We start from the raw sequence: 23,636 nt of genomic DNA, 5'->3' as shown, positions 1-23,636 counted from the left end.
AAAGCAGACTTAGAGGTGAGAATATGTTCTTGCAACACTACAATACATTTATTCAAGCCATTAGTTTGCCGGTAGCGAAACTCTGCTTTCACGAGCATATCGATCCGGAGGATATCCGCACCACCTACCGCGCCTTCACCCGGCCGCATCCGCGCTTTCGTCTCATCCGCGCCAAGACCGTCGGCGCGGCGCTGATCGACCTGTCGCGCTTCGCCGACCGCCATGCCTACGAGGAGCAGATCAAGGCGAAGAACCACGGCGGCTATCACGCCAAACGCGCGCGCAAGCGCGGCTACCGTTTCGTCGACATCGACCGCAACGATTATGTCGACGACATCCACGCCATCAATACCTCGCTCGATACGCGGCAAGGCCGCCCCATGGACGGCAAATATACCGAGAAACGCGAGGCATTCGACACGCTGCCGCATTTCCGCCATCACGGCATTCTCGATCCACAAGGAAAGCTGGTCGCTTATGCGAGCCTCGCCATCTATGGCAATTTCGCCGCCTTTTCGCAAATGCTGGGCTATCGCAATAACGACGGCATCATGCACCTGCTGCTGGTCGACACCATCAGCCGCCTGATCGACGAACGGCAAGTGCGCTACGTCATGTACGACACCTTCTTCGGCGCCCAGCCCGGCCTCAAGACCTTCAAGACCATCCTGGGCTTCCAGCCCTACCGTGCGCGGTATTTCCTTCAATGAAACACTGCAATGAAGACTTTCTTGAACCGGGTGTACGCCGACTACCTGATGCCCAGCCGCCTCGGCGAATACGCGTCCCTGCTGCAGGCGGCGAACGAGGCCGGCTACGCCCAGGTATCGGTGCGCAGCTTCTTCCGCAACCTCAACCGCGAGCAGGCGCCGCGCAAGACGCTGGTGCACCGCCACGACATCGATAGCGACCTGCGCACGGCAAAGAAGATGTTCGCGCTCGAGGCGCGGCACGGAGTGCGGGCCAGCTATTACTTCCGCCTGTGCACCCTCGACTATGGCTTCATGCGCGAGATCGAAGCGGCCGGCAGCGAAGCCAGCTACCACTACGAAGAAGTCGCCGATTTCGCCAAGCGCCACCGCATCCGCAAGGGCGACGAACTGCGCCTGCGCTTTCCCGAGATCCGCGAACTGTTCGCACGCAATATCGGCCAGATCGCTTCTCGCCTGGGCGCACCGCTGGCCACCGTGGCCAGCCATGGCGACTTCGCCAACCGCCGCCTGAACGTGATCAACCACGAGCTGCTGCGCGACCGCGCGCTGCGCACCCGCTGCGGCATCGAATGCGAGTCCTACGACGCCGAACTGCTGCGCGGCTTCGACCTCTACATCAGCGACCGCAAGCATCCCGTCTACTACACGCCGATGTCGCCCTTTGCCGCCCTCGGCCACTTCGAGCGCATCTGCATGCTCACCCACCCGGTGCAATGGGAAACCAACTGGATCGAGAACACCCGCTGCAACTGGCGGCGGCTGGTCGAAGAGATGGCGTGGCGTATATGACGCATCAGATATGACGCATCAGATATGACGCATCTGCTATGAACATTCTTCTCATCAACCACTACGCCGGCTCGGTCCATCACGGCATGGAGTACCGCCCTTATTACCTGGCGCGCGAATGGGTACGCGCCGGGCACCGGGTGCACATCGTGGCCGCCTCGCATTCTCACCTGCGCCGCCAGGGCCCCACCATGGCCGGCCACGACCGCCTGGTCGAGGACATCGATGGCATCCATTACACCTGGCTGCGCACCCCCGCCTACGCCGGCAACGGCGCCGGCCGCGTGCGCAATATGCTGGCCTTCGTGGCGCGCCTGTGGCGCGAGGCGCCGCGCCTGGCGCAGACCTTCGCGCCGCACGCCGTGATCGCCTCAAGCACCTATCCGCTCGATATCTGGCCGGCGCACCGGATCGCCCGCCTGGCGGGCGCGCGCCTGCTGCACGAGGTGCACGACCTGTGGCCGCTGTCGCCGATGGAGCTGGGCGGCCATTCGCGCCACCACCCCTTCATCATGCTGCTGCAGGCGGCCGAGAACCACGCCTGCCGCCACGCCGACGCCATCGTCTCGATCCTGCCCCGGGTCCGTGGACACCTGGAGGCGCGCGGCATGGCGCCGCACAAGCTGCACCTGATTCCGAACGGCGTCGATCCGGACGAATGGCCGGCCGCGGGCACGCCGCCTGCGGATGCGCCATGCCGCGGGCGGGACGTATTGCCGCCTGCCGTCGCCGCGCTCCTGAGCCGGCTGCGTGCCGAGGGACGGGCGATCGTCGGCTATGCCGGCAGCCACGGCCTGGCCAATGCGCTCGATACCCTGCTCGACGCCGCCCACCTGCTGCGCCAGCGGCCGCTCGCCTTCGTCCTGGTCGGCGCCGGGCCCGAGAAGGACCGGCTGCGGCGCCAGGCGCGCTCGCTTGGGCTAGACCACGTCCACTTCGTCGACCCGGTCGCGAAGCGCGCCATCCCGGCCCTGCTGGCGCGCTTCGACATCGCCTTCCTCGGCTGGCGGCGCCAGCCGCTGTACCGCTTCGGCATCGCGCCCAACAAGCTGCTCGACTACATGATGGCGGGCTGCCCGGTCCTGCATGCAGTCGAGGCCGGCAACGATCCGGTGGCCGAAACCGGCTGCGGCGTCAGCGTCGCGCCCGACGATCCGTCCGCCCTGGCCGAAGGACTGGCGCGCCTGGTGGCGCTCGATCCACGCACGCGCCGGGCGCTGGGCGAGCGCGGCCGCCGCCACGTGCTGGACCACCTGAGCTATCCGGTCCTGGCCCGCCGCTTCCTTGCCGTACTCGCACAGGAGACCCACCATGCCTGACCAGATGCTGCCCGCGGACAGCTTTTTACCCTTCGCCCTGCCCGACATCGGCGAAGAAGAAATCCGCGCGGTCGAAGCCTGCCTGCGCTCCGGCTGGGTCACTACCGGCCCCGTCACGCGCCGCTTCGAAACGGCGTTTCGCGACTACCTCGGCGGCGAGGTCGAGGCGATCGCCGTCAATTCCGCCACCGCCGGCCTGCACCTGGCGCTGGAAGCGGCCGGCATCGGACCGGACGACGAAGTCATCGTGCCGACCCTGACCTTCACTGCGAGCGCCGAAGTCGTGCGCTACCTCGGCGCCCGGCCGGTGTTCGTCGATGCCGACCCGCACACCCTCAACCTCGACCCGGCCGCGGTGGCGGCCGCGATCACGCCGCGCACGCGCGCCATCGTCCCCGTGCACTTCGCCGGGATGGCCGCCGACATGGACGCCATCGGCCATCTCGCGCGCCGCCACGGGCTGCGCGTGATCGAGGACGCCGCCCATGCCTTCCCCACGCGCCACCGCGGCCGGCTGGTGGGCACGCTGGACAGCGACGTGACGGTGTTCAGCTTCTATGCCAACAAGACCATGACCACCGGCGAGGGCGGCATGGTCGTCACGCGCGACCCGCGGCTGGCCGAACGGATCCGCTGCATGCGCCTGCATGGCATCAGCCGCGACGCCTTCGACCGCTACACCGCGCGCACGCCGTCCTGGTATTACGAGGTGATCGCCGCCGGTTTCAAGTACAACCTGACCGATATCGCGTCCGCGATCGGCATCGAGCAGTTGCGCAAGATCGACCGCTTCCAGCGGCGCCGCGCCGAGCTGGCCGCGCGCTACGACGCGGCGCTGGCCGGCCTGCCCCTGGCCCTGCCGGCGCGCCCCGCGCCGGATTCCGGCTCGACCCACGCCTGGCACCTCTACGTGGTGCGCCTGCAGCGCACAGCTGCTGGTGCAGACGGCACGGACGGCGCAGGGATGGCGCACGGTGGCCGCGACGCGCTGATCGCCAGGCTGGCCGAACGCGGCATCGGCACCAGCGTGCACTTCATCCCGCTGCACCGCCAGCCCTACTGGCGCGACAGCTACGACCTGCGCAGCGCCGATTTCCCGGTTGCCGAGGCCGCCTTCGGGGCGATGCTGACCCTGCCGCTGTACACGCGCATGGGCGACGCCGACCAGGAGCGGGTGATCGCGGCGCTGCACGACCTGCTGTCATGAGCAAGCGCCTGTTCGACCTGGCGGCGTCGCTGGCGGGATTGCTGCTGCTGTCGCCCTTGCTGCTGGCGATCGCCCTGTGGATCAAGTGGGATTCGCCGGGCCCGGTGCTGTACCGCCAGCAGCGCGTCGGGCGCGGCTCGACCTTGTTTACGATCTATAAATTCCGCACCATGCACCAGAGACGAGACGGCGGTCCGGAACTCACGGTCGGCGCCGACCCGCGCATCACCCACGCCGGCGCCGTGCTGCGGCGCTACAAGCTGGACGAGCTGCCGCAGCTGTTCAACGTCGTCAACGGAAGCATGAGCCTGGTGGGACCGCGGCCCGAAGTGCCGCGCTACGTGGCCCACTACCCCGAGCCGCTGCGCCGCATCGTGCTGTCGGTCGCGCCCGGCATTACCGACTGGGCCTCGATCCTCTACAAGGACGAGAACGCGGTGCTGGCGCGCGCGGGCGACCCGGAACGCGCCTACATCGACACCGTGCTGCCGGCCAAGCTGCACTACTACGTGCGCTACGTGCGCGAACGGACCTTCTGGATTGACGTGAAGATCATCCTGCGCACCCTGGCCGCGATCGTTCGCTGAGCAGTGGAAGATCGGGCGATGCTGCGCGTGCTGCACCTGGGCGACCTCGATGTCGCGCTGCCGCTGGGAGCGGCGCTGGCGGCCTGGCTGCTGGCCGCCGGGGCCTGGCGCACGGCGCTGCGCTGGGGCGCGTGTTTCGGCGCGGCCGTGGTGCTGGTCGGCGGCAGCAAGATTGCGCACCTTGGCTGGGGCACCGATTTCTCCATGCTCGAGTTCAAGGCCATCAGCGGCCACGCGACGCTGGTCAGCGCGCTCTATCCGTTCGCGGCCTGGGTGCTGCTGTTGCGCCAGGGCCAGGCCGCGGCACGGGTGGGCCTGGCGCTTGGCCTGCTGCTGGGCCTGGCCGTCGCGGCGCTGCTGGTCGCGACCGGCGAGCATACGGCCGCCGAGGCGTCCACCGGCTGGCTGCTGGGCGCCGCCGCCAGCCTGCTCGGCGCCGCCTGGTCGGGCGACCTGGAGCGGACTCGGCTGCTGCCGGCGATCTGGTGGTCGCTGCCGGTACTCGCCGTCGGCGCCTGGCTGATGGAATTCGCGCACGTCGGGTACTGGATGATCCTGGTGGCGCTGGCGCTGTCGGGCAACAGCCATCCCTATCCCTGGGATGCCTGCTAACACTGCAGAAAGGAGCTTCACCATGCCGTCCCTCTCGCTTCCCACGATCCGCTGTCGAACCCAATCCAATCTGCACGACCATCCGCTGCAGTCGCTGGCGCTCTCGCTGCTGCGCGGCGTTGCCGCGCTCGAGGTCGCCGCCGGCCACCTTCGCTCCGAAATCTATCCTGGCCTGCGCTCGCTGCAAGACCCGACGCTGGCTTACCAGGTCTTCGCCTTCGTCACCGGTTTCGCCCACCAGGCGGTGGTGGTGTTCTTCCTGATCAGTGGCTGGCTGGTCGGCGGCAGCCTGTTGAACCGCCTGCACCAGCCGCGCGCCCTCGCCAACTATGCGATCGACCGTGTCACCCGGCTGTGGACCGTCCTGCTGCCGACCCTGGTGCTGATCCTGCTGGTCGGTCTTGCCATCGGCGTGGCCCAGCCTGGGGCGGTCGACCTGTCGCCGTCCAATCACTACTCGGCCGCGAGCTTCGCCGGCAACCTGCTCGGCCTGCAGACTTTCCTCGTCCCGAATTTTGGCGGCAACTACGCCTTGTGGAGCCTGACCTACGAGACCTGGTACTACGTGCAGTTCCCGCTGCTGGCCCTGGTATTGTTCGGCCATGGCCGCTTCAAGCGCCTCGCCTGCGCGACCGCCTTCGTGCTGCTGGTGATCGTGCTGCCCAAGATGATCTCGATGTACTTCATGCTGTGGCTGCTCGGGGCGGCGTTCTCGCGCATCGAGCTGCATTGCGGGAACGGCTTGCGCCTGGTGCTGGGCCTGCTGACGATGGGCTTGTTCAGCTATTACCGGCTGACCGGCAGCAATAACGAACTGGTGCCGGAATCCTTCGTACAAGACATGATCTGCAGCGTCCCCCTGCTGCTGTTACTGTCCTCGCTGCACCAGCGGGTCGATCCCTCCGCCCCGCGCTTCCTGCGCATCAACCGCATCGCCACCTTCTTCTCGGAGTTCTCGTTCACCCTGTACGTCACCCACCTGCCGCTGATCTTCCTGGCGATCCACATTGGCGGCAAGACGTTCGGACGCGAACAGCTCGATCCCTTCGTGACGCCCGACTACCTCTGGTACGGCGCGCTGCTGCTGGGCCTGGTCGGCTTCGCCTATGTGTTCTACCTGGCGTTCGAGCGCAATACCTTCCGCATCCGCCGGGCAGTGAAGGACTGGCTGCTGGCGCCACGCAGCAACCGTCCCACCGTGTCGGTCCTGTCGCCGGATTGAGTGTGGGGATGCCGGTCGGCGGGTGCGTAGGCCGGTGCACTCGCCGGCCGGGGTATTCCTCGCCGGCGTCGTCGCTGCCTGGCATAACGTGTGATGGAATGAATGCTGTGCCTTTGCTGCAGTGAGCCAGGTGCTGTGGCATGCCCTGCGGCGGGGCCTGAACGCAGACTCAGACTCAGACTCAGACTCAGACACAGGCACAAGCAGCGGCGCAAGCACAAGCACATCATGGCGGCCGCGGCCCCGGCCACGCTCTCCTCAGGCCGCGTACCCCAGCTGCGCCGTCCCGTACTGCGAGCGATGTTCGCCCAGACGCAGCGCCATGTCGTTGAACAGCACCCCACGCGGCGAAATACCGGCGTGGTTGAGGCGCTTGATCGACTCGTTGATGTGGTTCTCGGTCGTCACGCCCGAGCGGGCCACGATGAACACGGCGCCGGCATGGGCGCCGATGATGAGCGCATCGGCCACCGCCAGCAATGGCGGCGGATCGAGCAGCACCAGGTCGTAACGCCCACTGACCAGTTCGAGCAGATTGCCGAGGTTCAGTTGCAGCAGGAACTCCGAACGGTTGTTCGGCAACTCTCCGGTCGGAATGAAATCCAGGTTATCCAGCACGCTCCGGTGGATGACCTCGTCGACCGGCATGGCGCCCGCGATGGCGCGCGACAGGCCGCGCGAACGATCGACGCCGAAGTAACGGTGCAGGTGCCCGTTGCGCAGGTCGGCGTCGATCAGCAATACCCGCATGCCGCTGGCCGCCATCACCGCCGCGAAATTAGCGGTTACAAAGGATTTGCCCAGCCCGCGCGTGGGTCCGGCGATCATGACCACGTTGTTCTTGAAGTGCGGCATGGAGAAGCGCAAGGCCGCGCGGAAGCTGCGCAGGCTCTCGACGGCGGGGTCCTCGGGCAGGATCTGGGCCAGCAGCGGCAATCCGCCGTCCGGCTTGACCTTGCGCATGAGCTTGTCCTCGTTGCCGCTGTGCGGAATGGAGGCATACACCACCCGCGCCCGCAACAGCCGCTCGATCTTGGCCGGATCGTCGATCCCGCCGCGCATGGTCTTGCGGGTGAAGGCGAGCAAGGTGCCGAGGAATAGCCCGGTGACGACCGCCAGCGCCACGATCAGCGGCCGGTTCGGCTTGATCGGCCGTTCGGGCTCGATCGGCGCATCGACCAGGCGCACATTGCTGACCCGGCCAACCGAGATCAGGCGCAGCTGCTGGGCCGTGTTCGACAGGGCCGTGTAGAGGTCGGTATTGACCTTGATGTCGCGGGTCAGGCGCGCCTCGTCCTGCTCCATCACCGGCAAGGTGCGGATGCGGGCCGCGATCGCCTCGATTTCGGCGTCGACCTCGCGCCGCTGGCGATTGACGGCGGCGACCACCGGATGGTCTTCGGTGAAGCGGGCCAGCAATTCGGTCTTTTTCTGCATCAGTTCCATGCGGCGCGCGCGCGCGGACGCCGCCTGCGCCAGGCTCATGCGCGCTTCTTCGCGCAGGTCGACCGTGCCATGGGCATTGCGGAACTGGTTATAGCGGTCTTCGGACTGCTCCAGCTGGCGCTTCAGGATCGGCAATTGCTGGTTCAGGAAAGCCAGCGACTTCTCGGCTTCCTCGGTCTTGCGCGCCAGGTTCTGGCGCATGTATTCACGGCCGATCTCGCTCAGCAGGCTGTTGATGCGGTCGGCGTCCTGGCCCTGCATCTTGACCTCGATCACACCCGACTGCTTGCCCTGCTCCGTGATGACCATGGAGCGCTGGATGCCCTGGATCGTGCCCAGGCGCGACTTGCGCTTGATCTTGAAGCGGGCGCCGGGATTGGCAACCAGGCGGTCGACCTTGATCTCGACCAGCCCGTCCGGCGTCTGCACCCGGTAGCGCTGGCCGACGCTGGCATCGAAGGCGATGCGCTGGCCGCCGCCGGAAAAGCGATAGCGGTTATTGGCGCGCGTGGTGATCACGAATTCGCGGTTGAGCCAATTGTCGGGGACTTCGAACACCGATACCGCCGCGCGCTCGCCGCCCCATACGAAGCCGCCATAGCCGAACAGTCCGGGCTTCGACAGCGCGCCGCCGTTCTGGTTGGCGAACCACGAGCCCAGCACCGGGAAGTATTTCGGCTGCACCTCGACGTACAGCTGCAGGTTGTCGACCGCGCGCGAGACCACCATGCGCGAGCGCAGCAACTCCATCTCGGCGATCGCCGCCTTCTTGGTCTCGAACAGCGACGAGGCCTCGCTCAGGATGTTCTTCGAGGCGTTCGGGCTTTCTTCCTCGACGTGGATCATCAGGTTCGCTTCGTAGACCGGGTTGGCCACCAGCGCATACAGCACGGCGACGATCGTGATGATCGCCGTGATGCTGCCGATCAGCCAGCGACTGTCGTATAGGGTGTTGAGATAGCCCTTCAGGTCGACCGTGGATTCTTCGGGCAAGGGTTCGGGCGGGCGTGGGTCGAACGGCACCGACAGCACCGGCGGGCTGTGCGAGACTTGTTTGAGCGAATGCGCCTCGTGCGGGCTGGTCATGGCGGGACTCCTCGGGACAGCTCAGGCAGTGTGGCGCTGCTCAGGGACGATTCGTGACGCCAACGGCATTCGTCAGCGCGCCCGGGAACAGCAGGCTCAGGTGGCGGTTCCAGTTCGCCAGCGGCGAGGCCGCGACGTACACCACGTCCTTGGGCCGCAGCTCGAAGGTCTCTGCCATCGCCAGCGCACCGGAGTCGCGTGCGTCGAGCCGGAACACGCGGGTGCGGTCCGGTGCCTTGCGCACCACATACACCTGGCGCGCGTCGCCGCTCAGGGGACTGATGCCACCGGTCTCACCCAAGGCTTCGTTGAGCGTGAGCCGGCCGTTGTGCATGGTGAGCGCCTTCGGCGAGATCACCTCACCCGAGACGAACACCTTGCTCTCGTCGCGCGAATGCACGCGCACGACGTCGCCATGCGCCAGCAGGATGGTGCCCGGATTCACGCCCTTCTGCACCAGCTCGCGCAGGTTGACGTGGTAGCGCTCGTCGCCGCGCTCGATCACGATGCGGCTCTGGTCGGCGCCCGGCTGCATGCCGCCGGCGCGGTTCAGCGCCTCGACCAGCGTCATCGGGATGTCGTCGATCGCCTGCAGGCCGGGCGTGCGCACCTCGCCGTCGACGTAAACTCGGCGGCTGCGGTAGGCCTGCACGCGCAAGGTGACGTTCGGGTTGGCGATGTAGCGCGCGAGCTTGCCGGTGAGCAGGGCGCGCGCTTCTTCCTCGGTCTTGCCGTCGATACTGAGCAGGCCGATCAGGGGGAACTGGATGCGGCCCTGGTGGTCGACCGCGAAGCCCGGCGGCGTGGCGTTTGGCTGGACGACGCCACTGTCGGCCGCCGAGGTGGCCATGGTCATGCCGCCGGCGGCCAGCTCCGGATGGTCCCAGACCACGATCGACAGGATGTCGCCGCGCCCGATCGTATACGGCGGCGGCGGGGACACGAACAGGGGCGACAGGTCTTGCCGGGTAACGCTGGCCTGCGCCGCGCGCTCCGTCTCGATCAGGGTTTCGGTAATCAGCTCGGTGGTGGGCGCCGACGCTGCGCCCGGGCCGTCCGAACGCGCCGCTTCGCGGAAGCCGATGCCGGTCGCGCAGGCCGACAGGGCGAGGCATAACGCAAGCATCAGGGCAATGGTGAACGACGACACCGGCGCGCGAAGCGACAGCGAACGACACGGTAAAGCCCACGGCAAATCCCTTATTGCAACTGAACGAAACCAAGCCATGATTGTTGCCTATCAAAAATAGTCGCAGTAGATGAACGATTCAGTTCAGAGTACGGCGTCCATCGGGCTTGGCTTTGCAGCGCATCAAATGGCGAACGGCGGCGTCAGGTCCTCAGCGCATCTCTTCGATCAGCTTGAGTCCATCGGCGAAGCGCCAGATGCGGCGGATCTCGATGATGTCAAATTGTGCGGCGACATTCGGCGGAAACGCCGAATAGCGGGCGTTCAGGCGCACGAAGCGGCGCACCGCGTCGTCCATGTCGGCCCGCCCGCTCGAGCGGATGATGGTGACGTCCTCGATGCTGCCGTCGCTGCGCAGCGACACGCTGACCAGGGGATCGATGCGCACGTCCTGCAGCGACAGGCGGGCGCCGCCCAGCACCGCGTTGCGCTCCAGCTTCTGGCGCACGCTGTCGACATACAGGCGCAGCGGCGCGTCGCGCTCGCCGCCGTCGGCCAGCACCCGGCGCCCGCCCATGGCGCGCGCGGCCGGCGTGGCGGGTGCATTCACATTGGGGATGGTCACGCCGCGCAGCATCTCGCGCGCACGGTTGCCGGGCAAGCCGGCCAGCGCCCCGACACCCGGCTGGCTGCCGCCGCCGCTACCGGCGCCCCGCCCCGCGCCCTGGCCCGGGCCGACGGGCATGGAATCCATCGCCGCAGCGCCCGCGCCAGGACCGGGCGCCTGTGCCTGCATCCGCTGCGCGGCGGCCTGGCGCGCGGCGTCTTCCGCCTGCTGGCGCGCCAGGCGTTCGGCCTCGGCGCGGGCCTGCTGTTCGGCTTGTTGTTGCGCCTGTCGTCTCGTCTGCTCTTCCGCCTGCTGTTGCACCAGTTGGCGTGCGCGCTCCTCCGCCAGCTGCTGTTGCGCGAGTTCCTCGATGCGCCGGCGCTCGGCCGCCTCCTGCGCGAGACGCTGCGCTTCCAGGCGTTGCCGTTCGGCGCGCTCTTGCTCCCGCATTTGCTCCTGCATCTGCGCCTGGCGCTGCGCCTGCTCGGCTTGCTCGCGCGCGGCCTGTTCCCGGGCCTGGAGCCGCTCGGCTTCGCGCAGCTGCGCGATCCGGGCCTCGTCTTCTGCCACTAGACGTTCCTGCTCACGCCGTTCCCGTTCCAGCCGCTCCTGTTCGACGCGCTCCTGCGCCAGGCGTTCGGCGGCGTCACGCTCTGCCTGGGCCAGCCGCTCCAGTTCCTGTTCCGCCGCCAACAGGCGCTGGCGTTCTTCCTCGGCCTGTTGCGCGGCAAGGTCCGGACCGGTGTCCGCGACCTCGGTCGGCTCCGCCGGCGCTTCATCCGCGACCGCGTCGGCCAGTGCCGGCGCCTCTTGCGCCGGTTCAGGAACGACGTCCGGCAAGGGCACGGGAACGGTGAATTCCGATTCCGGATCCGGCGCCGCGACGATGACCGGAGGCGGCACCTCGCGCAGCCTGCGCTTCGGCGCGGGCGGCTTGGGACGCTTCGCACGCCGGGCCTGGGCCGGTGGACGCGCCTCGGCCTGGACGATCGGCGGGGGTGGCGGCGGGTCGACCAGGCGCAGGCCGCGTGCCGGCGCGGGGGCCGGTGGCGGCGCGGGCGTCATGGGTGACGCAACCGGCGCCGGCGTGTCAGGCAATGGGGGAATCGGGGCGGTTGCCGGCGGCGCTGGAGGGGACGGCGCCAGGGTGACGTTGATCGGTCCCCCTCCCCCGAGATCGAGGCCGGGCACACCGAACTGCAGCGACAGCAACAAGCCGTGCAACAAGACCGAAATGGCAATGCCCACGCCCAGGCGCCGGCCGCTGCGCGCCTGATCGTGTCCTCGCCTGCCAGCGGTCGCCTGGGTCATGTCGTCGCTTGAGCAATATTGTCAAGCTGGCATCTTAGCGTTTACTCAGCGGTAATGCGAGGCGCGCACGATTCAAATCCGCCCGCTGGCGGAAAACTTCGTGCTCAGCGCTTCACCCTGGTGTTCGAACCCAACGGCCTCACGACAGCACGAAGGCCTGGACTGCGCCGTTCACTTGCTCGACGTGCCTGGCATCGCGCCGACCAGCGCCCGCAATCCGGCTTGCGCCTGGGCCCAGGGCGTACCGGCCAGCTGCTCCGTACAACTCGGGCAGGCCTGCATTGGATTGCAGTCGTGCGGCAACTCGACGTAGTTCAAGCCGACCACGGTCTTGCCCTGGTAACTGTCGACCCGGCCCGGCTTCGACGGCGACGCCTCGGCGCCCGGCGCGCCATCGAGCCACTTGGCGAATGGCTCAGTGGCCACGCCGTCCGGCACGTACCAGCGTTTGCGTGTCGGGTTCCAGCGGGCGCCGAGCGCCTTGGCGGCGTCCTTTTCGGCATAGGGGACGGTGAGGAAAACCATGTATGGAAAGTGCTCCAGGATCGGTTACTTGGACGGCGCGCTATTGTACAAGCAATCGCCGCACCGCTACGGCACCGCCCATGTCAGGGCAAGCCACCGGTACACAATGCATGCTCGGCCTGCCGCCGCCGGACAAGGCCGGCGACCTCGCGGCCGCCGACCTTGTTCCACATCAGCAGGGCATCGCAGGCGCCTTGCATATCGCCGGCATTGGCCAGTCGCGCCATGCTCGATCCGCAAAAAGCCGCCACCCCGATATTGTAGGCGGCGTCGACGAAGGCGGTCTTCTGGCCATCCGTCAGGCGATCCATCGGCAGACATGCGGCGATACCGGCGGCATGGCGCTCGAGGTCTCGCTCGAGCTGGGCCCGGCACTGCTCCGGCGTATAGCGCTTGCCCCATGCGGCGTCCTCGGTCGCGCCAGTGCAATAGGTCAGGACCCCGCCGAGATCACGGTAGGTTTCGAGCCTGGTGCCCTCGAACGCGGGCGTCAGCGCCAGCAGCGCCGCCGCTGCCGTGGCGCCGACGATGCCGGCCAGGGTGGCGGCGCGGCGACTCATTGGTGTCCTCCGAGGCGGGCATCGCTTTCGCGCTGCTCGCGCCGGTCCTTGCGGTAGTTGAACACCAGATTGACGATGAAGGTCAGGATCGCGGTGACGATACCGACCATCACGCCCAGCTCGGTCATCGTGAGGGACGCGCCGATGGAGGTCGCCCCTCCCGCATAACTGGCTACTTCAGCGGCACTCACATTCTTCATCGATCTGTCTTTCATGCTGGCGTAAAAAAGCCCGCTTGCGCGGGCTTCGTCAGGCCGTTGAGGACACTCGCGAGAGTGCCCGGGGTAAATCGCCAGGGGTCCGGGAACCCGAGGGCCGCGGCGACGGCTTCGGAACAGAACCAGCGCCCGTTGGCGTGGCTCACCGGAGCGACGACGAACTGCAGGTTGCCCAGCAGGTCGTACCTGGCGCCGTTGTGCGCTTCGAACCATTTCTCGGCCTCTGGCTCCAGGTGCGGAGGGAGGTCGATGAAATCCCATTTTTCGGGGTCGAAGTCGATGTATTTCGCGCGTACGCCGCCATCGTCGTATGAGGCGGACCAGGACAGGCCGGTCGAGAGGACCAGTTCGACGTGCGAGTAATCGGATTTGGTCCACCAGCGGACCAGGCGGTTGTAGATGCCGGCCAAGCCGGGACGGTTGTCTTTGTAGAAGGCTGCTTGCATTACAGCTCCGCGGCGGTGATGAATAGTTGGTCGAGAGCCTGGTCGTCGAGGCCCAGTGCTTGGCCCAGCATCTTCACCAGGGGACGATCGCGCACGACAGTGCTGGAGAATTCCCATTCGATGCGGGCGGCGTCGCGCTGGGCATCTGGAAGTGTCTCGATGGCGGACGCCACCTGAGCCAGTACCCCCGTACTGAGTAGCGCGAGCCGTGCCTGCCGCATGGTGATTTCCTGAGGGACCTGAGGCATTTGCGTCGTCAGCTCCTCGGGAGTCATTTCACGGATACTCCACAATTGCGTCCACCGATCGTCCACCAGCGCGATCTGCGTCGGGACAGCAATCTTGCCTGCGTCGACCGAGGGCGTTTGGCTGGATAGCGGGAAGATGCCGCATTCTTCCAGATCGCTGGCGGCGATCGCCGGACCGAATAAGACATTTGGTAGCGCGGTGCGAATCTCGGTTTGAAGAGAAAATATCTGCTTAGTTTCTGGTCTGTAGTACACGATTTCTCCTTATGCAAATTCATCCACGGTACGAGTTGATGGGTAGGCCCGGTTGCCGCCCCAGATGATACGAACTGCTCCGCCGCGACCGTCGGCGCCGGATCCACGCCAGTTTGCTTTCCCGCCACCTCCTCCGCCTCCGTAAAGTCCACCAGGGCCGCCATTGTCGTAGTTGGCCGGTGTTCCAATCGCATTCCGTCCGACGTCACCACCTGATCCACCGTCGCCGCCCTGACCGCTCGCAGCTCCGAATGCGCCGTTAGCACCTTCGCCGAGGATGCCAACACCGCCTCCGCCTCCGCCCCCGCTAACGCCACCGTTGGATGGCAGGTTCATGTAATTCCCGTCACCATTGCGGCCCCCGCCACCGCCGCCGCCGGCGCCAGATGTCTGATTGTTCTCGTCCCCATCTGCTCCGCGGCCACCGGCGCCAGAGTAGCCGCCGGCGCCCCCGCCTCCCGTCCCCCCATAATCCGACGTTGCTCGCCCTCCGAGACCGCCATTACCGCCACCGACCGTGCCTCCAAATGGTCCGGCTCCGGCAGGAGTATTTCCATTGGTACCGGTTCCCGCGTTGCTGGACCAGCTTCCGCCAGCAGCGGTGACGAGATTGTTGGCCCCCCTGGACAACCTGCTATGCCCACCATTTCCTCCGATTGACTTAGCGCTTCCAGGAGAGTTGCCACTGCCACCGCCTCCGACTAAGACAGTGATCTCTTCTCCAGGGGTAACAGGCAGTTGGTTAATGTATCGGAGGTGTCCCCCGCCTCCCCCATAGCCCGATGTGCGTGTAGCGAGCTGGTCGTCGGGATTGGGACCATACCCTCCGCCCCCGCCGCCTCCGCCGCCTATGACCACAGCGCAAATGCTGGTGACACCCATGGGGACGACAAACGAATATGTCCCAGGCGTCGTCCACGCCACCTGCCCGACACGCTTACTCACCACGGCGCCACGCCGAAGCCAAAATGTTGTCATGTCCATAGATCAGACCGAATAGTTGGTGGCGGCAGCAAGGCGCCACCGAGCCCCCCGGTTCGATGTCACGAACATCAGCTCGTGGACCTTGTTAACCGTCAGCACGTAAGGCATATCGTCTGGCGTTCTCACGGATGCCGGCAGCGTTGCGGTCCCGCCTGTTACCGTCAGCTCCAGTGTGAAGCTGTATCCATCGTGGGGGCAGTTGTCGAAGGTGTACGTCTGACTCGCGCTCTGCGTCCTCGTAAAATAGTTCCCGAGAGCGAGATTAATCGACGATGCTGCGACAGGCTGCGGGACGAACGCGCCATCGCCAGTCAGCATCGTCCAGTTAGTCGAATCATTGGCCGGGTCTGTCGTGCCGGCGCCAGCCACCCGACGGCGATAGGTCTGGAAATTAAGCTGGCTGATCACTGCAGCGTTCTTTTGGTAAGTCGCCCCACTGACCCACGCATTTACGCCCGCGAGCTTGACCACATCAGATGCGGCGGCAGTTGCGAGTTGCGCCGCAGAGCTGGCGGTGATCGACTTGGCCGACACGTCGGCAGCGACTGCATTCGCCTGGATGGCAAAGTTATTGAGTTCTCCAGGCAATGCTCGCTGTGCGAGGACAGAATTCGCCGCTTTCTGGCTGAATTCTGACGGAGAATCGATTGCCGGATCCGGCGCCGGTGGCAGCTCGGTGATCTTCTGTGTGATAGTCATACAAGTCCTCTGAATTCAATTGATGCTGTTTTTCCATTCCGGCTGACCGGGACCGACCACTGGCCCAGGAAGCCGTAACCAATACCCATCGAATACCTGTCGCCAGCGATCACCCCAATTTCCGTATCGGTGTAGGTCGAGAACAGCCGATAAGCCTCGTCTTCGAAGCCGGCCGGGATGAGTACGTCGAAGTTCAAGCGCTTCGCATTGCTCCGCTTTACCATCGTCACATTGCCGAAGGTGTCCGTCGTCGACGTCGAGTAGCTCAGCACGCCACCGCTCATGCTCGCGGTTGTTTTTCCAATCGTCCGGTACCGTCCCAATAAACAGGCTCCGATTCTCGAGTCGGCTGAGCCGTTGTCGATCGCTACAGTAAGCAGCGCGCCTGGATAAGGTGGAATATCGTCGAACACCGCGTCGCCTGCGCGGATCGGCTCCTCGTAATAAAAGTCATACCAGCTGAGGACGTCATGCCGAACCAGGCGCTTGGTCCTGATATAGCCACTTTCGGACTGGCTGACCGTTACCGACGCACCCTCCACGTTCAGGAGCATCAACGTGTTCGCCAAACCGCCAGCCTTCACTGAGAATGCAAGCAGGCCCGGTGCGGAAGTTTGACTGTTCACTGCCTTGTCGAACACCTTCCAGCGATTGGTGAGACCAAGCGGAAGCCACTTCGTCTTGTCGCTCAATGCCGCTGTGTTCCCCGCAACCAGGGACTCATATGTAAGGTTCGCCGCATCGCGCACCTTGGCGCCCTTGGCGTAAGTGCCCGCCACCCACATGGGCTCTGCGATCGGAACATTCGAAGCAACCAGGCCAATACCAGCGCCCACAATGTCGGCAGCGCGCGTCACAGGCGCGCTGGTCGTTCTGATATACGATCCAGGCTGGTCGCCCGCTACCAGCTGCGCTCCCCACGAAAACATCCCCTCGTCACCAGTACCGAGCCACGATGTCGCGCTGTCTCCGCGCAGGAGGATCACGCGGGACAGCAGCCGTGTCGGATAGGTGTCGGCGTACTCAACTACCCCGACAATCGAACAGCGGCACCATCCGTTAGGCAGCAATTCGATCGCCGCGGAATGGACGTCGGGCCCGGTCGATTCCAGCACGCCGGTCCTGAGATTGAATACCGCCTGGTAGCCTCCAGTACTCCCCACCGCGTAGTACATGTCCAGCCGCGCTCTTTCCAGAGTGTGTGCTCGCAGGAACACACTGAAGGTGTACCGACTCCCGTTCGAGAAGGTCCCTGCGACTTCCTGATCTCGATAATGAGCACCGCTGGATGCCGCGGCGACGAGCCGATCCGCCGTCATATTCCCATCTGGCGCGATACTGACATCGACATTCACGCCTAGATTTGCACCACCCCAGACAGACGAGTTATCCAGTTGCTCCGAATAGCGCAGCATATTGGTCGAGGCTGGCTCGATAAGTGCGTACGGCGCCCGACTCAGATCGACGGGATCGTACGACACGCGCAGCGTGTTGGCCGGCGCCGCCCGCAGCGTCCCGGACTTGTCAAAGTAGGCGCCGCCGCCGCCACTGAACGAGCCGTCCGTCGCAATCGGCGTCAGCCTGACCAATCGAAAATCTGACGAGTTCACGTAGTTACCTCCTGTTTGGTACGAATTGCATTAAAACCGTCGGTCACCACCTCGAGTCCGTCCGCCATCCGCCGCGTATTGCGCTGGGTCTGGTCGAACGCCGCCTCCAGGGCGCCAGTCGTTCTCGCCTGCCGCTCGACCGCCTCCGTCAGTCTTTCCACCGCGACGGCCAACGCAGAATCGCTGTCCGGACTGGACAGTCTGCGCATCAGCTCACGGTTGTCGGCAGCAGGAATGACCCGCTCGCCTTCGTGGATCATCACCGGCATGTCGGCCGGCACATGGTTCGTGCCGACCGCGAGGCTGCTCAGCTTGTTCTTGGCCTCGTCGCTCTCGGCGAACGCCTGCCTGATCGTATCCAGGCTGACGCCAGCGTTGAGCCTGTCGATCCAGTAGTTCAACCCGCCGGCATCCGCCGGCCGACCGAAGACCTCCTTGTACAGCTTCTGAATCCGCGCTTCCGCCGAATTCTTGATGCCATCGACGATGGTGTCGGTCGAGGTGCCGCCAGCGGCCAGGTTCTTCCAATACTCCAGTCCCGCCGTATCCGGCGTCCGCCCCAGCGCCGACTGGTAGGCATCGTTGATCCTGGAGGTGGCCGAAATGGCTGGATTCGCACCTGCGGACGCCAGGGCGCCATGCAAGGCCTGGAGCGCCTGCTCGATCGACAAGCCGGTCGTCGATATCCCCTTGAGGACATCGATCTGCTCCTGCTCGCGCTTTAGCATCTCGTCGTACAGCTTGACCTGATCCTCCAGCAACTTCAGGCTTTGCATCTCGACCGACAGCGTTTCATCGGTCAAGTCGGCCAGGTCCTCAATGCCAAGGCGGGTGACGTAGAAGTCGCGCAGATAATCCTGCTCGTTCGAGAACAGGGCCGCGGAGTCCCTGCCGAGCACCGACAGGGCCGATCTGAGGCTGTCTGCCTCAGGCAGGACGCCGCCCGATCTTGCGATCGCCAGGGCCGCCTGAATCCGTGCCTGCGCATCTTGCCGGTCGTCGAGCTCACGGCCTGGCAGGGTCATGCCATCCAGGGCGCCTCGCAACGCATCTGACAGCGCCCGGTGCTTGTCGACCAGCTTCTGCTCGACATTGATACGCTCCTGCAGCAGGGATTTTTCACGATTTACGACGCCTTGCAGAGTCGAGAACGCGCTGTCGACATTGCCCATCAAGGTATCCGCCAGCGCCTTCGCCTGCTGCTCCGCCACGGTCTTGGCCTTGATCGCCTGGACCTGGTCGAACAGTGCGCGGTTGCTTTCATCGAGCGCTTCGCGCTGTTTTGCGAGCTGCTCGGTCGATGACATCGTCATCTGGTCGAGCTGCTCCTGCAGCCCCTTGCGTTCGGTGAGAATCCGGACCTCGTCGAACAAGGACCGGTTGCTTTCGTCGACCTTCATGCGCTCCTTGTCGCGCAACTGTTGCGGCGACAGGGTGATCTGGTCGAGTTCGTCTTGCAGTCCAGCGCGCTCTTCCAGCCTGGCGGCGTCGATATCGGCGATTTGCTTGAACGCCGGTGCGATCTGCATCAGCGTGGCATACGCCCGCGCACCGGCCTCGGTCGTCAGGTCCAGTCCGGTCACCACATTGCGGAACTGCTTCAGCGAATCCTCGTTCCCCGACGCGATCCCGAATTGCTCCAGGGTCGGCGCGATACGCGCGCGCAGGGCGTCCGCACGCTCCTGGTCGGTATAGAAGTCGGCAAGAAACTGGTCCGCGCTCGAGGTGAACTCATCGATCCCGCCAGCGAGATCGACCAGCCGCTCACGCGCACCGACCGACGCCACGCCGACGGCATCGAAGGCGATGCCCATCGATTGCGTCACGGCGGTGACGGCCTGGTAGTTCGTCGCCACCCGGGTCAAGGTTTCGAAATAACCCTCCCCCACTTTCTGGAACTGTTCGAGACCGCCGACGCCATACCTGGCCAGATCGTCGCCAAGCTTCGAGAAGACGGCCTCCAGCTCCTTCTGGATGTCTTCGTTGGACATGCCCTTGAAACTGACTTTGCCGATATCCACCACGAACGAATTCAGTTGCGCCGAGAATGCGTCAGCGCCAAGCCCGATCATCGTACCGGCCTCGAATACCGTGTCATACAGGGAAGTCAGGATGCCGGCGATCTGGCGATTGCCCTCCGCGCCCAGGCTCTCGAGCCGGGTGCTGCGCTTGTCGCTGCTGAACCAGCCGCCATCCTTCTTGATATCGGCGTATTGCGCCGCATCGGTGCCACCGGCAAGGATTTTGCCGAAAGTGGCCTTGGCCAGGACGAAGCCGGTATCCTCGACCGTCGTCTTCCCGCCGAAGATGCTCCCCAACACGGAACCGGTGATCTTGCCCAGCCATCCGCCCGTGATCTTGTCCAGCAGCGGACCTAACACTGGAAACACCGCCATCGACAAGCCGAGATCGGAACGTCCGAACGCATCGGCACTCCCGCGGCTTGCGAAGTCGCCGCCGAAGTCACCCGTCACCCCGGTCGTCCGCACCAGCAACGAAGCGAACTGGACGATCCCGGCCTCGATATTGCGCAACGAGGTCAGCATGCCGTTGCTCAGCCCCAGCCCCTGCAGCGTCGCCGACTCGATGTTGTCGAGCGACCGCGAGATCGATTCCGACTTGGCGTCGGAGCCAAGCACGGAGCCGGTGCCCTGTGACTTCTGCCGCGATTCGGACAGGCTTGGACCGCCACCCGCCACCCCGCCGATGGCGACGCCCAGGCCGGCCACGATGGCGGCCATTGCGGCCATGCGTCCAAATGCGGAATACGGATCGCCACTACCCTGGCTCAATACAGCCGAAATACCTTTCGGAACGAGCTCTGCCACTGTCATGGCAAGCTCGGCGGCATGGAACACCTTGGACACCGCCATCAGCGCGTCGTAGCCCCGGCTTTGCTCGCCGAAGAAGCCCGCTGCGGCGCTGGCCATGCTGCCGTAGCCCGACATGCGGTCCTTGGTTTCCTTCCGCTGTAGTGCCGAAATCTTCTCAAGGTACTGGACCTCGGTGAGGTTACCAGCGCCACGCTCCTTCTCTGCCGTGGCACGATGCTTTGCAATCTCGGCCTGGCCCTTCGCAAGGCCGTCATAGGATTGCAGCAGTTTCGACAGCGCCTCACCGGCACTACCGAACGCACCTTTCAAGGCGTCGCCGAAGGTCTGCGCCTTCGCGGGATCGAGGAACTGGTTCAGTTCGTCGAGGGCCTTCTTGCCGGATTCGAGCTGTTCCACCTTGCCGATGGCCGCCGCATTACGCTTCTTCGCACCGATCAACAGTTCCAGATATTCGATCTGATCGAGGGTCATGCCGATCGACGAGCGTTGCGCGAGCTGCTCTTCCAGTCGCGCGATCTCCAGCTCTTCGATGGCCAGCTTGGTCAGGCCGAACGTGCGCGCAATCTCTTCATTGCGCGCAGCTTCTTCTTCGGCGTCCTTGATCGACTTGGCGTAAACGGCCCCCGTTGCCTCCAGGCCCTGGGCATACTGGCGATTGAACTCGTCCTGCGCCTTGCGCGCGGCGGCCTCCTGGGCGGCGGCCTCCTGCAGCGCAGGCTGCTGTTTCAGGAGGCCGGCCCGCGCCCCGCTCAAGCCTTCGATGGCCTGCATCTCCTGTGCATACCGCTTGCTCAGGGTCCCCACGTCTCCGGCCAGCGTCTCGGAATCCCTCTTCGGCTGTTCGCGCCTCCTTGGTGCCGCCGGCCGCACGCCGGTGCTTTCGGGCGGGGCACGGAACTGGGCCAGCACGTCCGTGGCGGCAGCGCCAGGCGCCAACTGGGCTGCCTTACGCGCCTTCTCGACGGCGCCCAGGATCGCCGCGCTCTTGGCATCGACTTCCTTGCGATCGCGCTCGGCATCGGCCTTCATCAACTGCCCGATTGTCCGGGCCTGGGCGAATTCGCCCTGCAGGACCGCGGCGACCTGGGCCGCAGTGCCACCGATTTCCTTGCCGATCGTCCTGAATACATAGGCCACGTTCACGCCGAGCACGGTAACCGCTTCGAACGCCGTGGTCAGTCCCTGGTGAATGACGTTGACCAGGCCGAGCGAGCGGCCCTGTTCGTCCGCGGCATCGGTAACGGCGCGGAGCATCGTCTGGAGATCCGTCAACGCAGCGCTTACGCCGAGTGCGCCTTCCTGGACCACGTCGCCGATCCCGGAGCCCGAAATGGCCTGCAAGGTAGCGCTCCAGGTGTCGCCGAGATTGCCGATCGCACCATCGAGCGTGGCGGTGCGCAGCGCCATCGCCGATGCGAAATCGGTCTCCCCGAGCGTCTGCAGATAGCTTTCGATCTCGGACGCCGAGTTGCCGATGGTGGTCGCCACGCCCCTGAAGGTCATGGTTACCTTGTCTCCATTTGCGGCAGCGGTGATGCCGAGCTGGCCCAAGGCATCGAAATCTCCGCCTGCCGCCCCGGCGACGGCGCCAACCATCTGGTCCAGGCTCACGCCGAGACCGGCCGCCATGTTTCCGTAAGAGCGCAATGCCTGCTCGGACGGGTCCAGGCCCTCGCGCTGCAGCTTGACGAAGGCCTCGGTGGCCTCCCGCACGCTGTAAGGCGTGGCGGCAGCAAATTTTTGCAGCGCCTTGAAGGCTTCGCCCGCACCTTTCGACGAACCGACAGCGCCGGTGAGCTGGGCGCCAAGCTGGTCGAGCTCGCGCTGGGCGGAGACCACCTGCTTCAGGAATCCGGCAAGCGACAGGTCACCGAATGCCGCACCCAGCGCGCCCTTGATGACGTTCCCGACATCGGCCGCCGATGCGCCGGCCCGTCCCTGTGCGGACTCGATGGCACGCAGCTGGTTGAGATAGGGTTCGAGTGCCTGCCCATCGACGCCGCGATGGCGCGCCAATGTTTCATAGTATTGCGCGCTGGAGCGCGACCCGGCTTCCATCTGGGCGGTGCTCTGCTGGATCGCCTGGATCAGGTTGCGCTGGGCACGTGCGGATTCATTCGAACCGGCGCCGACGCCGGACAGCGCGCGCTCGGCCTGGCGGGCCGCATCGATTGCCGGCCGCAGGCCGGCTTCGGCGCCATCCGCGTTCACGGTGATGCGAATCTCCGCGATTCTTGTTGTCTCAGACATCGTACGCGTCCAAAATAAAAGCCACCGACAAGGTGGCTTGGTGAAGGAAACTTCCTGCTGTCCGGGCAATGCATTCCGGACCAGGAACCGTTGCAGCGTTCAAGCGGCATGGCGCCGGCTCGATCGTTGCGGCTTAATCTCCGCGGTGCGCCATCGCTGCCAGGGCAGCCAGTTCCATCACGCGCACATCGGCCATCAACTGCTGCCACTGCGCACGGGCCGCGCCGATCATCCGCAGCGCGACCGGCAAGGCCGCATAATCGAGACCAGTCGCGCCGCCCATGCCAACCCGCCACTGCGTTTGCAGGGTCAGGAACAGGTAATAGGCCGGTTCGTTCTCGGGCCAGACGTCGATCTTCACATCCGGGAAGTCGCTCTCGCTCAAGCCCGCCGCGTCCATTTCGGCCAGTTCCTTGTCGGTCAGGCCGGGGGTGTACATGGCGGCGGCGATGGCCCTCAGTTTCCCAGGCGTCCTTCGTTGATCGCGGTCTGGTAGTCGCCGATGATGGCCTTGACCGCCGCCGGCACGGTGTCGACGAGCTCGGCGATCGCCTCACGGTCGAAGGGCACCTCGAGATTCCAGCCCTCGACGCTCTCCAGGATGAATTCGATGCTGACCTTCGCCTGGCGCGCGATGATGTCGCTCTGGGTGATCGAGAACTTCGGCGCCGGCTCGTTGTTCTTTTCTGCGGCCTCCTCGGCCGCCTTGAAGCGCGCGATCTCCGTTTCGGCCTCGGCGCTCAGGCGGGCCTGGAACGCGTCGTAGAACGCGGCGAATTCCGATTTGCTGCGATATTTGTAGGTGATGCTCATGCACCCTTCCCCGCCGTCAAGCATCGGGAAAGTCACGTCCTTGGTGAATGCCTCGGGACGCTTGCCCAGGACGATTTTGCTCGCTTTGACCATATTGATTGCTTTCTAAGTAAATGGATGTCGTGCGGTGAACGGGGCGAAAAATGCCAGCCATGTCCCGGCGTGG

At 65.3% G+C, this 23,636-nt stretch carries 21 protein-coding genes; 7 read left to right on the top strand and 14 right to left on the bottom strand.

The window, feature by feature from the left end:
• The first annotated feature begins 65 nt into the window (after positions 1–65).
• From SOM28_RS08310 to SOM28_RS08280, 7 genes are read left to right on the top strand one after another with little or no spacing between them, the layout of a single operon-like run.
• Positions 66–710, top strand: a complete 645-nt coding sequence (locus tag SOM28_RS08310) for a hypothetical protein (protein ID WP_229414791.1) — start codon at positions 66–68, stop codon at positions 708–710.
• A gap of 9 nt (positions 711–719) precedes the next feature.
• Positions 720–1,502 carry a polysaccharide deacetylase family protein gene (locus tag SOM28_RS08305; protein WP_123067583.1) on the top strand — a complete coding sequence of 261 codons (783 nt, stop codon included), beginning with the start codon at positions 720–722 and terminating at the stop codon, positions 1,500–1,502.
• Positions 1,503–1,540: 38 nt separating this feature from the next.
• Positions 1,541–2,821, top strand: coding sequence for a glycosyltransferase family 4 protein (locus tag SOM28_RS08300; protein WP_123067584.1), 1,281 nt, complete (start codon positions 1,541–1,543; stop codon positions 2,819–2,821).
• Positions 2,814–4,028, top strand: a complete 1,215-nt coding sequence (locus SOM28_RS08295) for a DegT/DnrJ/EryC1/StrS family aminotransferase (protein WP_183407289.1) — start codon at positions 2,814–2,816, stop codon at positions 4,026–4,028. The genes SOM28_RS08300 and SOM28_RS08295 overlap by 8 nt, the downstream gene beginning before the upstream one ends.
• Positions 4,025–4,615: a sugar transferase gene (locus tag SOM28_RS08290; protein WP_123067585.1), complete on the top strand. Its 591-nt coding sequence runs from the start codon at positions 4,025–4,027 to the stop codon at positions 4,613–4,615. Before SOM28_RS08295 ends, SOM28_RS08290 begins: the two co-directional genes overlap by 4 nt.
• A gap of 18 nt (positions 4,616–4,633) precedes the next feature.
• Entirely contained in the window at positions 4,634–5,227 is a 594-nt protein-coding gene (locus SOM28_RS08285; RefSeq protein ID WP_320467806.1) for a phosphoesterase, read from the top strand.
• 22 nt (positions 5,228–5,249) lie between these two features.
• On the top strand, positions 5,250–6,449 hold the full coding sequence (locus tag SOM28_RS08280) for an acyltransferase family protein (RefSeq protein ID WP_183407290.1): 1,200 nt from the start codon (positions 5,250–5,252) through the stop codon (positions 6,447–6,449).
• 258 nt (positions 6,450–6,707) lie between these two features.
• Here the strand turns inward: SOM28_RS08280 and SOM28_RS08275 are convergent, their stop codons facing one another.
• The 14 genes from SOM28_RS08275 to SOM28_RS08215 form a co-directional block, all read right to left on the bottom strand.
• Positions 6,708–8,981 (bottom strand): polysaccharide biosynthesis tyrosine autokinase, encoded by a 2,274-nt coding sequence (locus SOM28_RS08275; protein WP_123067588.1) that lies wholly within the window; start codon positions 8,979–8,981, stop codon positions 6,708–6,710.
• 40 nt (positions 8,982–9,021) lie between these two features.
• A complete protein-coding gene (locus SOM28_RS08270; RefSeq protein WP_229414792.1) occupies positions 9,022–10,107 on the bottom strand; it encodes a polysaccharide biosynthesis/export family protein in 1,086 nt (361 codons plus the stop codon).
• A gap of 214 nt (positions 10,108–10,321) precedes the next feature.
• A complete protein-coding gene (locus tag SOM28_RS08265) occupies positions 10,322–11,965 on the bottom strand; it encodes an energy transducer TonB (protein WP_320467805.1) in 1,644 nt (547 codons plus the stop codon).
• A 234-nt stretch (positions 11,966–12,199) separates the two neighbouring features.
• Positions 12,200–12,553 carry a DUF5710 domain-containing protein gene (locus SOM28_RS08260; protein WP_123067591.1) on the bottom strand — a complete coding sequence of 118 codons (354 nt, stop codon included), beginning with the start codon at positions 12,551–12,553 and terminating at the stop codon, positions 12,200–12,202.
• Positions 12,554–12,636: 83 nt separating this feature from the next.
• Positions 12,637–13,113 carry a lysozyme gene (locus tag SOM28_RS08255; RefSeq protein ID WP_123067592.1) on the bottom strand — a complete coding sequence of 159 codons (477 nt, stop codon included), beginning with the start codon at positions 13,111–13,113 and terminating at the stop codon, positions 12,637–12,639.
• Complete coding sequence (locus SOM28_RS08250; protein WP_123067593.1) at positions 13,110–13,313, bottom strand: holin; 204 nt, start codon at positions 13,311–13,313, stop codon at positions 13,110–13,112. Before SOM28_RS08250 ends, SOM28_RS08255 begins: the two co-directional genes overlap by 4 nt.
• 11 nt (positions 13,314–13,324) lie before the next feature.
• Complete coding sequence (locus SOM28_RS08245) at positions 13,325–13,777, bottom strand: hypothetical protein (RefSeq protein ID WP_123067594.1); 453 nt, start codon at positions 13,775–13,777, stop codon at positions 13,325–13,327.
• On the bottom strand, positions 13,777–14,280 hold the full coding sequence (locus SOM28_RS08240; RefSeq protein ID WP_123067595.1) for a hypothetical protein: 504 nt from the start codon (positions 14,278–14,280) through the stop codon (positions 13,777–13,779). The genes SOM28_RS08245 and SOM28_RS08240 overlap by 1 nt, the downstream gene beginning before the upstream one ends.
• Positions 14,281–14,289: 9 nt before the next feature.
• On the bottom strand, positions 14,290–15,258 hold the full coding sequence (locus tag SOM28_RS26375) for a glycine-rich domain-containing protein (protein WP_491715949.1): 969 nt from the start codon (positions 15,256–15,258) through the stop codon (positions 14,290–14,292).
• A gap of 9 nt (positions 15,259–15,267) precedes the next feature.
• Positions 15,268–15,963 carry a hypothetical protein gene (locus tag SOM28_RS08235; protein ID WP_123067596.1) on the bottom strand — a complete coding sequence of 232 codons (696 nt, stop codon included), beginning with the start codon at positions 15,961–15,963 and terminating at the stop codon, positions 15,268–15,270.
• Positions 15,960–17,573 carry a phage head spike fiber domain-containing protein gene (locus tag SOM28_RS08230; RefSeq protein ID WP_148043934.1) on the bottom strand — a complete coding sequence of 538 codons (1,614 nt, stop codon included), beginning with the start codon at positions 17,571–17,573 and terminating at the stop codon, positions 15,960–15,962. The genes SOM28_RS08235 and SOM28_RS08230 overlap by 4 nt, the downstream gene beginning before the upstream one ends.
• The gene (locus SOM28_RS08225) at positions 17,570–22,657 is read right to left on the bottom strand and encodes a DUF4214 domain-containing protein (protein WP_320467804.1); all 5,088 of its coding nucleotides are present in this window, start codon (positions 22,655–22,657) and stop codon (positions 17,570–17,572) included. Before SOM28_RS08225 ends, SOM28_RS08230 begins: the two co-directional genes overlap by 4 nt.
• Positions 22,658–22,790: 133 nt before the next feature.
• Positions 22,791–23,096 (bottom strand): DUF1799 domain-containing protein, encoded by a 306-nt coding sequence (locus SOM28_RS08220; RefSeq protein WP_229414793.1) that lies wholly within the window; start codon positions 23,094–23,096, stop codon positions 22,791–22,793.
• A gap of 17 nt (positions 23,097–23,113) precedes the next feature.
• Positions 23,114–23,563, bottom strand: a complete 450-nt coding sequence (locus SOM28_RS08215; protein ID WP_123067599.1) for a phage tail assembly chaperone — start codon at positions 23,561–23,563, stop codon at positions 23,114–23,116.
• Positions 23,564–23,636 lie beyond the last annotated feature (73 nt).

This window comes from Massilia sp. CFBP9026 (genome assembly GCF_034045165.1).
Lineage (GTDB): Bacteria > Pseudomonadota > Gammaproteobacteria > Burkholderiales > Burkholderiaceae_D > Telluria > Telluria arenae.
Note: the sequence above shows the minus strand (reverse complement) of the source record. Positions and strands in the feature narration are given on the sequence as shown.

Excerpts from the sequence above, each read along its gene's own strand:
- SOM28_RS08305 (WP_123067583.1), top strand. The coding sequence starts at position 720 with ATGAAGACTTTCTTGAACCGGGTGTACGCCGACTACCTGATGCCCAGC.
- SOM28_RS08300 (WP_123067584.1), top strand. The coding sequence starts at position 1,541 with ATGAACATTCTTCTCATCAACCACTACGCCGGCTCGGTCCATCACGGC.
- SOM28_RS08295 (WP_183407289.1), top strand. The coding sequence starts at position 2,814 with ATGCCTGACCAGATGCTGCCCGCGGACAGCTTTTTACCCTTCGCCCTG.
- SOM28_RS08290 (WP_123067585.1), top strand. The coding sequence starts at position 4,025 with ATGAGCAAGCGCCTGTTCGACCTGGCGGCGTCGCTGGCGGGATTGCTG.
- SOM28_RS08285 (WP_320467806.1), top strand. The coding sequence starts at position 4,634 with ATGCTGCGCGTGCTGCACCTGGGCGACCTCGATGTCGCGCTGCCGCTG.
- SOM28_RS08280 (WP_183407290.1), top strand. The coding sequence starts at position 5,250 with ATGCCGTCCCTCTCGCTTCCCACGATCCGCTGTCGAACCCAATCCAAT.
- SOM28_RS08275 (WP_123067588.1), bottom strand. The coding sequence starts at position 8,981 with ATGACCAGCCCGCACGAGGCGCATTCGCTCAAACAAGTCTCGCACAGC.
- SOM28_RS08270 (WP_229414792.1), bottom strand. The coding sequence starts at position 10,107 with ATGCTTGCGTTATGCCTCGCCCTGTCGGCCTGCGCGACCGGCATCGGC.
- SOM28_RS08260 (WP_123067591.1), bottom strand. The coding sequence starts at position 12,553 with ATGGTTTTCCTCACCGTCCCCTATGCCGAAAAGGACGCCGCCAAGGCG.
- SOM28_RS08255 (WP_123067592.1), bottom strand. The coding sequence starts at position 13,113 with ATGAGTCGCCGCGCCGCCACCCTGGCCGGCATCGTCGGCGCCACGGCA.
- SOM28_RS08250 (WP_123067593.1), bottom strand. The coding sequence starts at position 13,313 with ATGAAGAATGTGAGTGCCGCTGAAGTAGCCAGTTATGCGGGAGGGGCG.
- SOM28_RS08245 (WP_123067594.1), bottom strand. The coding sequence starts at position 13,777 with ATGCAAGCAGCCTTCTACAAAGACAACCGTCCCGGCTTGGCCGGCATC.
- SOM28_RS26375 (WP_491715949.1), bottom strand. The coding sequence starts at position 15,258 with ATGACAACATTTTGGCTTCGGCGTGGCGCCGTGGTGAGTAAGCGTGTC.
- SOM28_RS08235 (WP_123067596.1), bottom strand. The coding sequence starts at position 15,963 with ATGACTATCACACAGAAGATCACCGAGCTGCCACCGGCGCCGGATCCG.
- SOM28_RS08225 (WP_320467804.1), bottom strand. The coding sequence starts at position 22,657 with ATGTCTGAGACAACAAGAATCGCGGAGATTCGCATCACCGTGAACGCG.
- SOM28_RS08220 (WP_229414793.1), bottom strand. The coding sequence starts at position 23,096 with ATGTACACCCCCGGCCTGACCGACAAGGAACTGGCCGAAATGGACGCG.
- SOM28_RS08215 (WP_123067599.1), bottom strand. The coding sequence starts at position 23,563 with ATGGTCAAAGCGAGCAAAATCGTCCTGGGCAAGCGTCCCGAGGCATTC.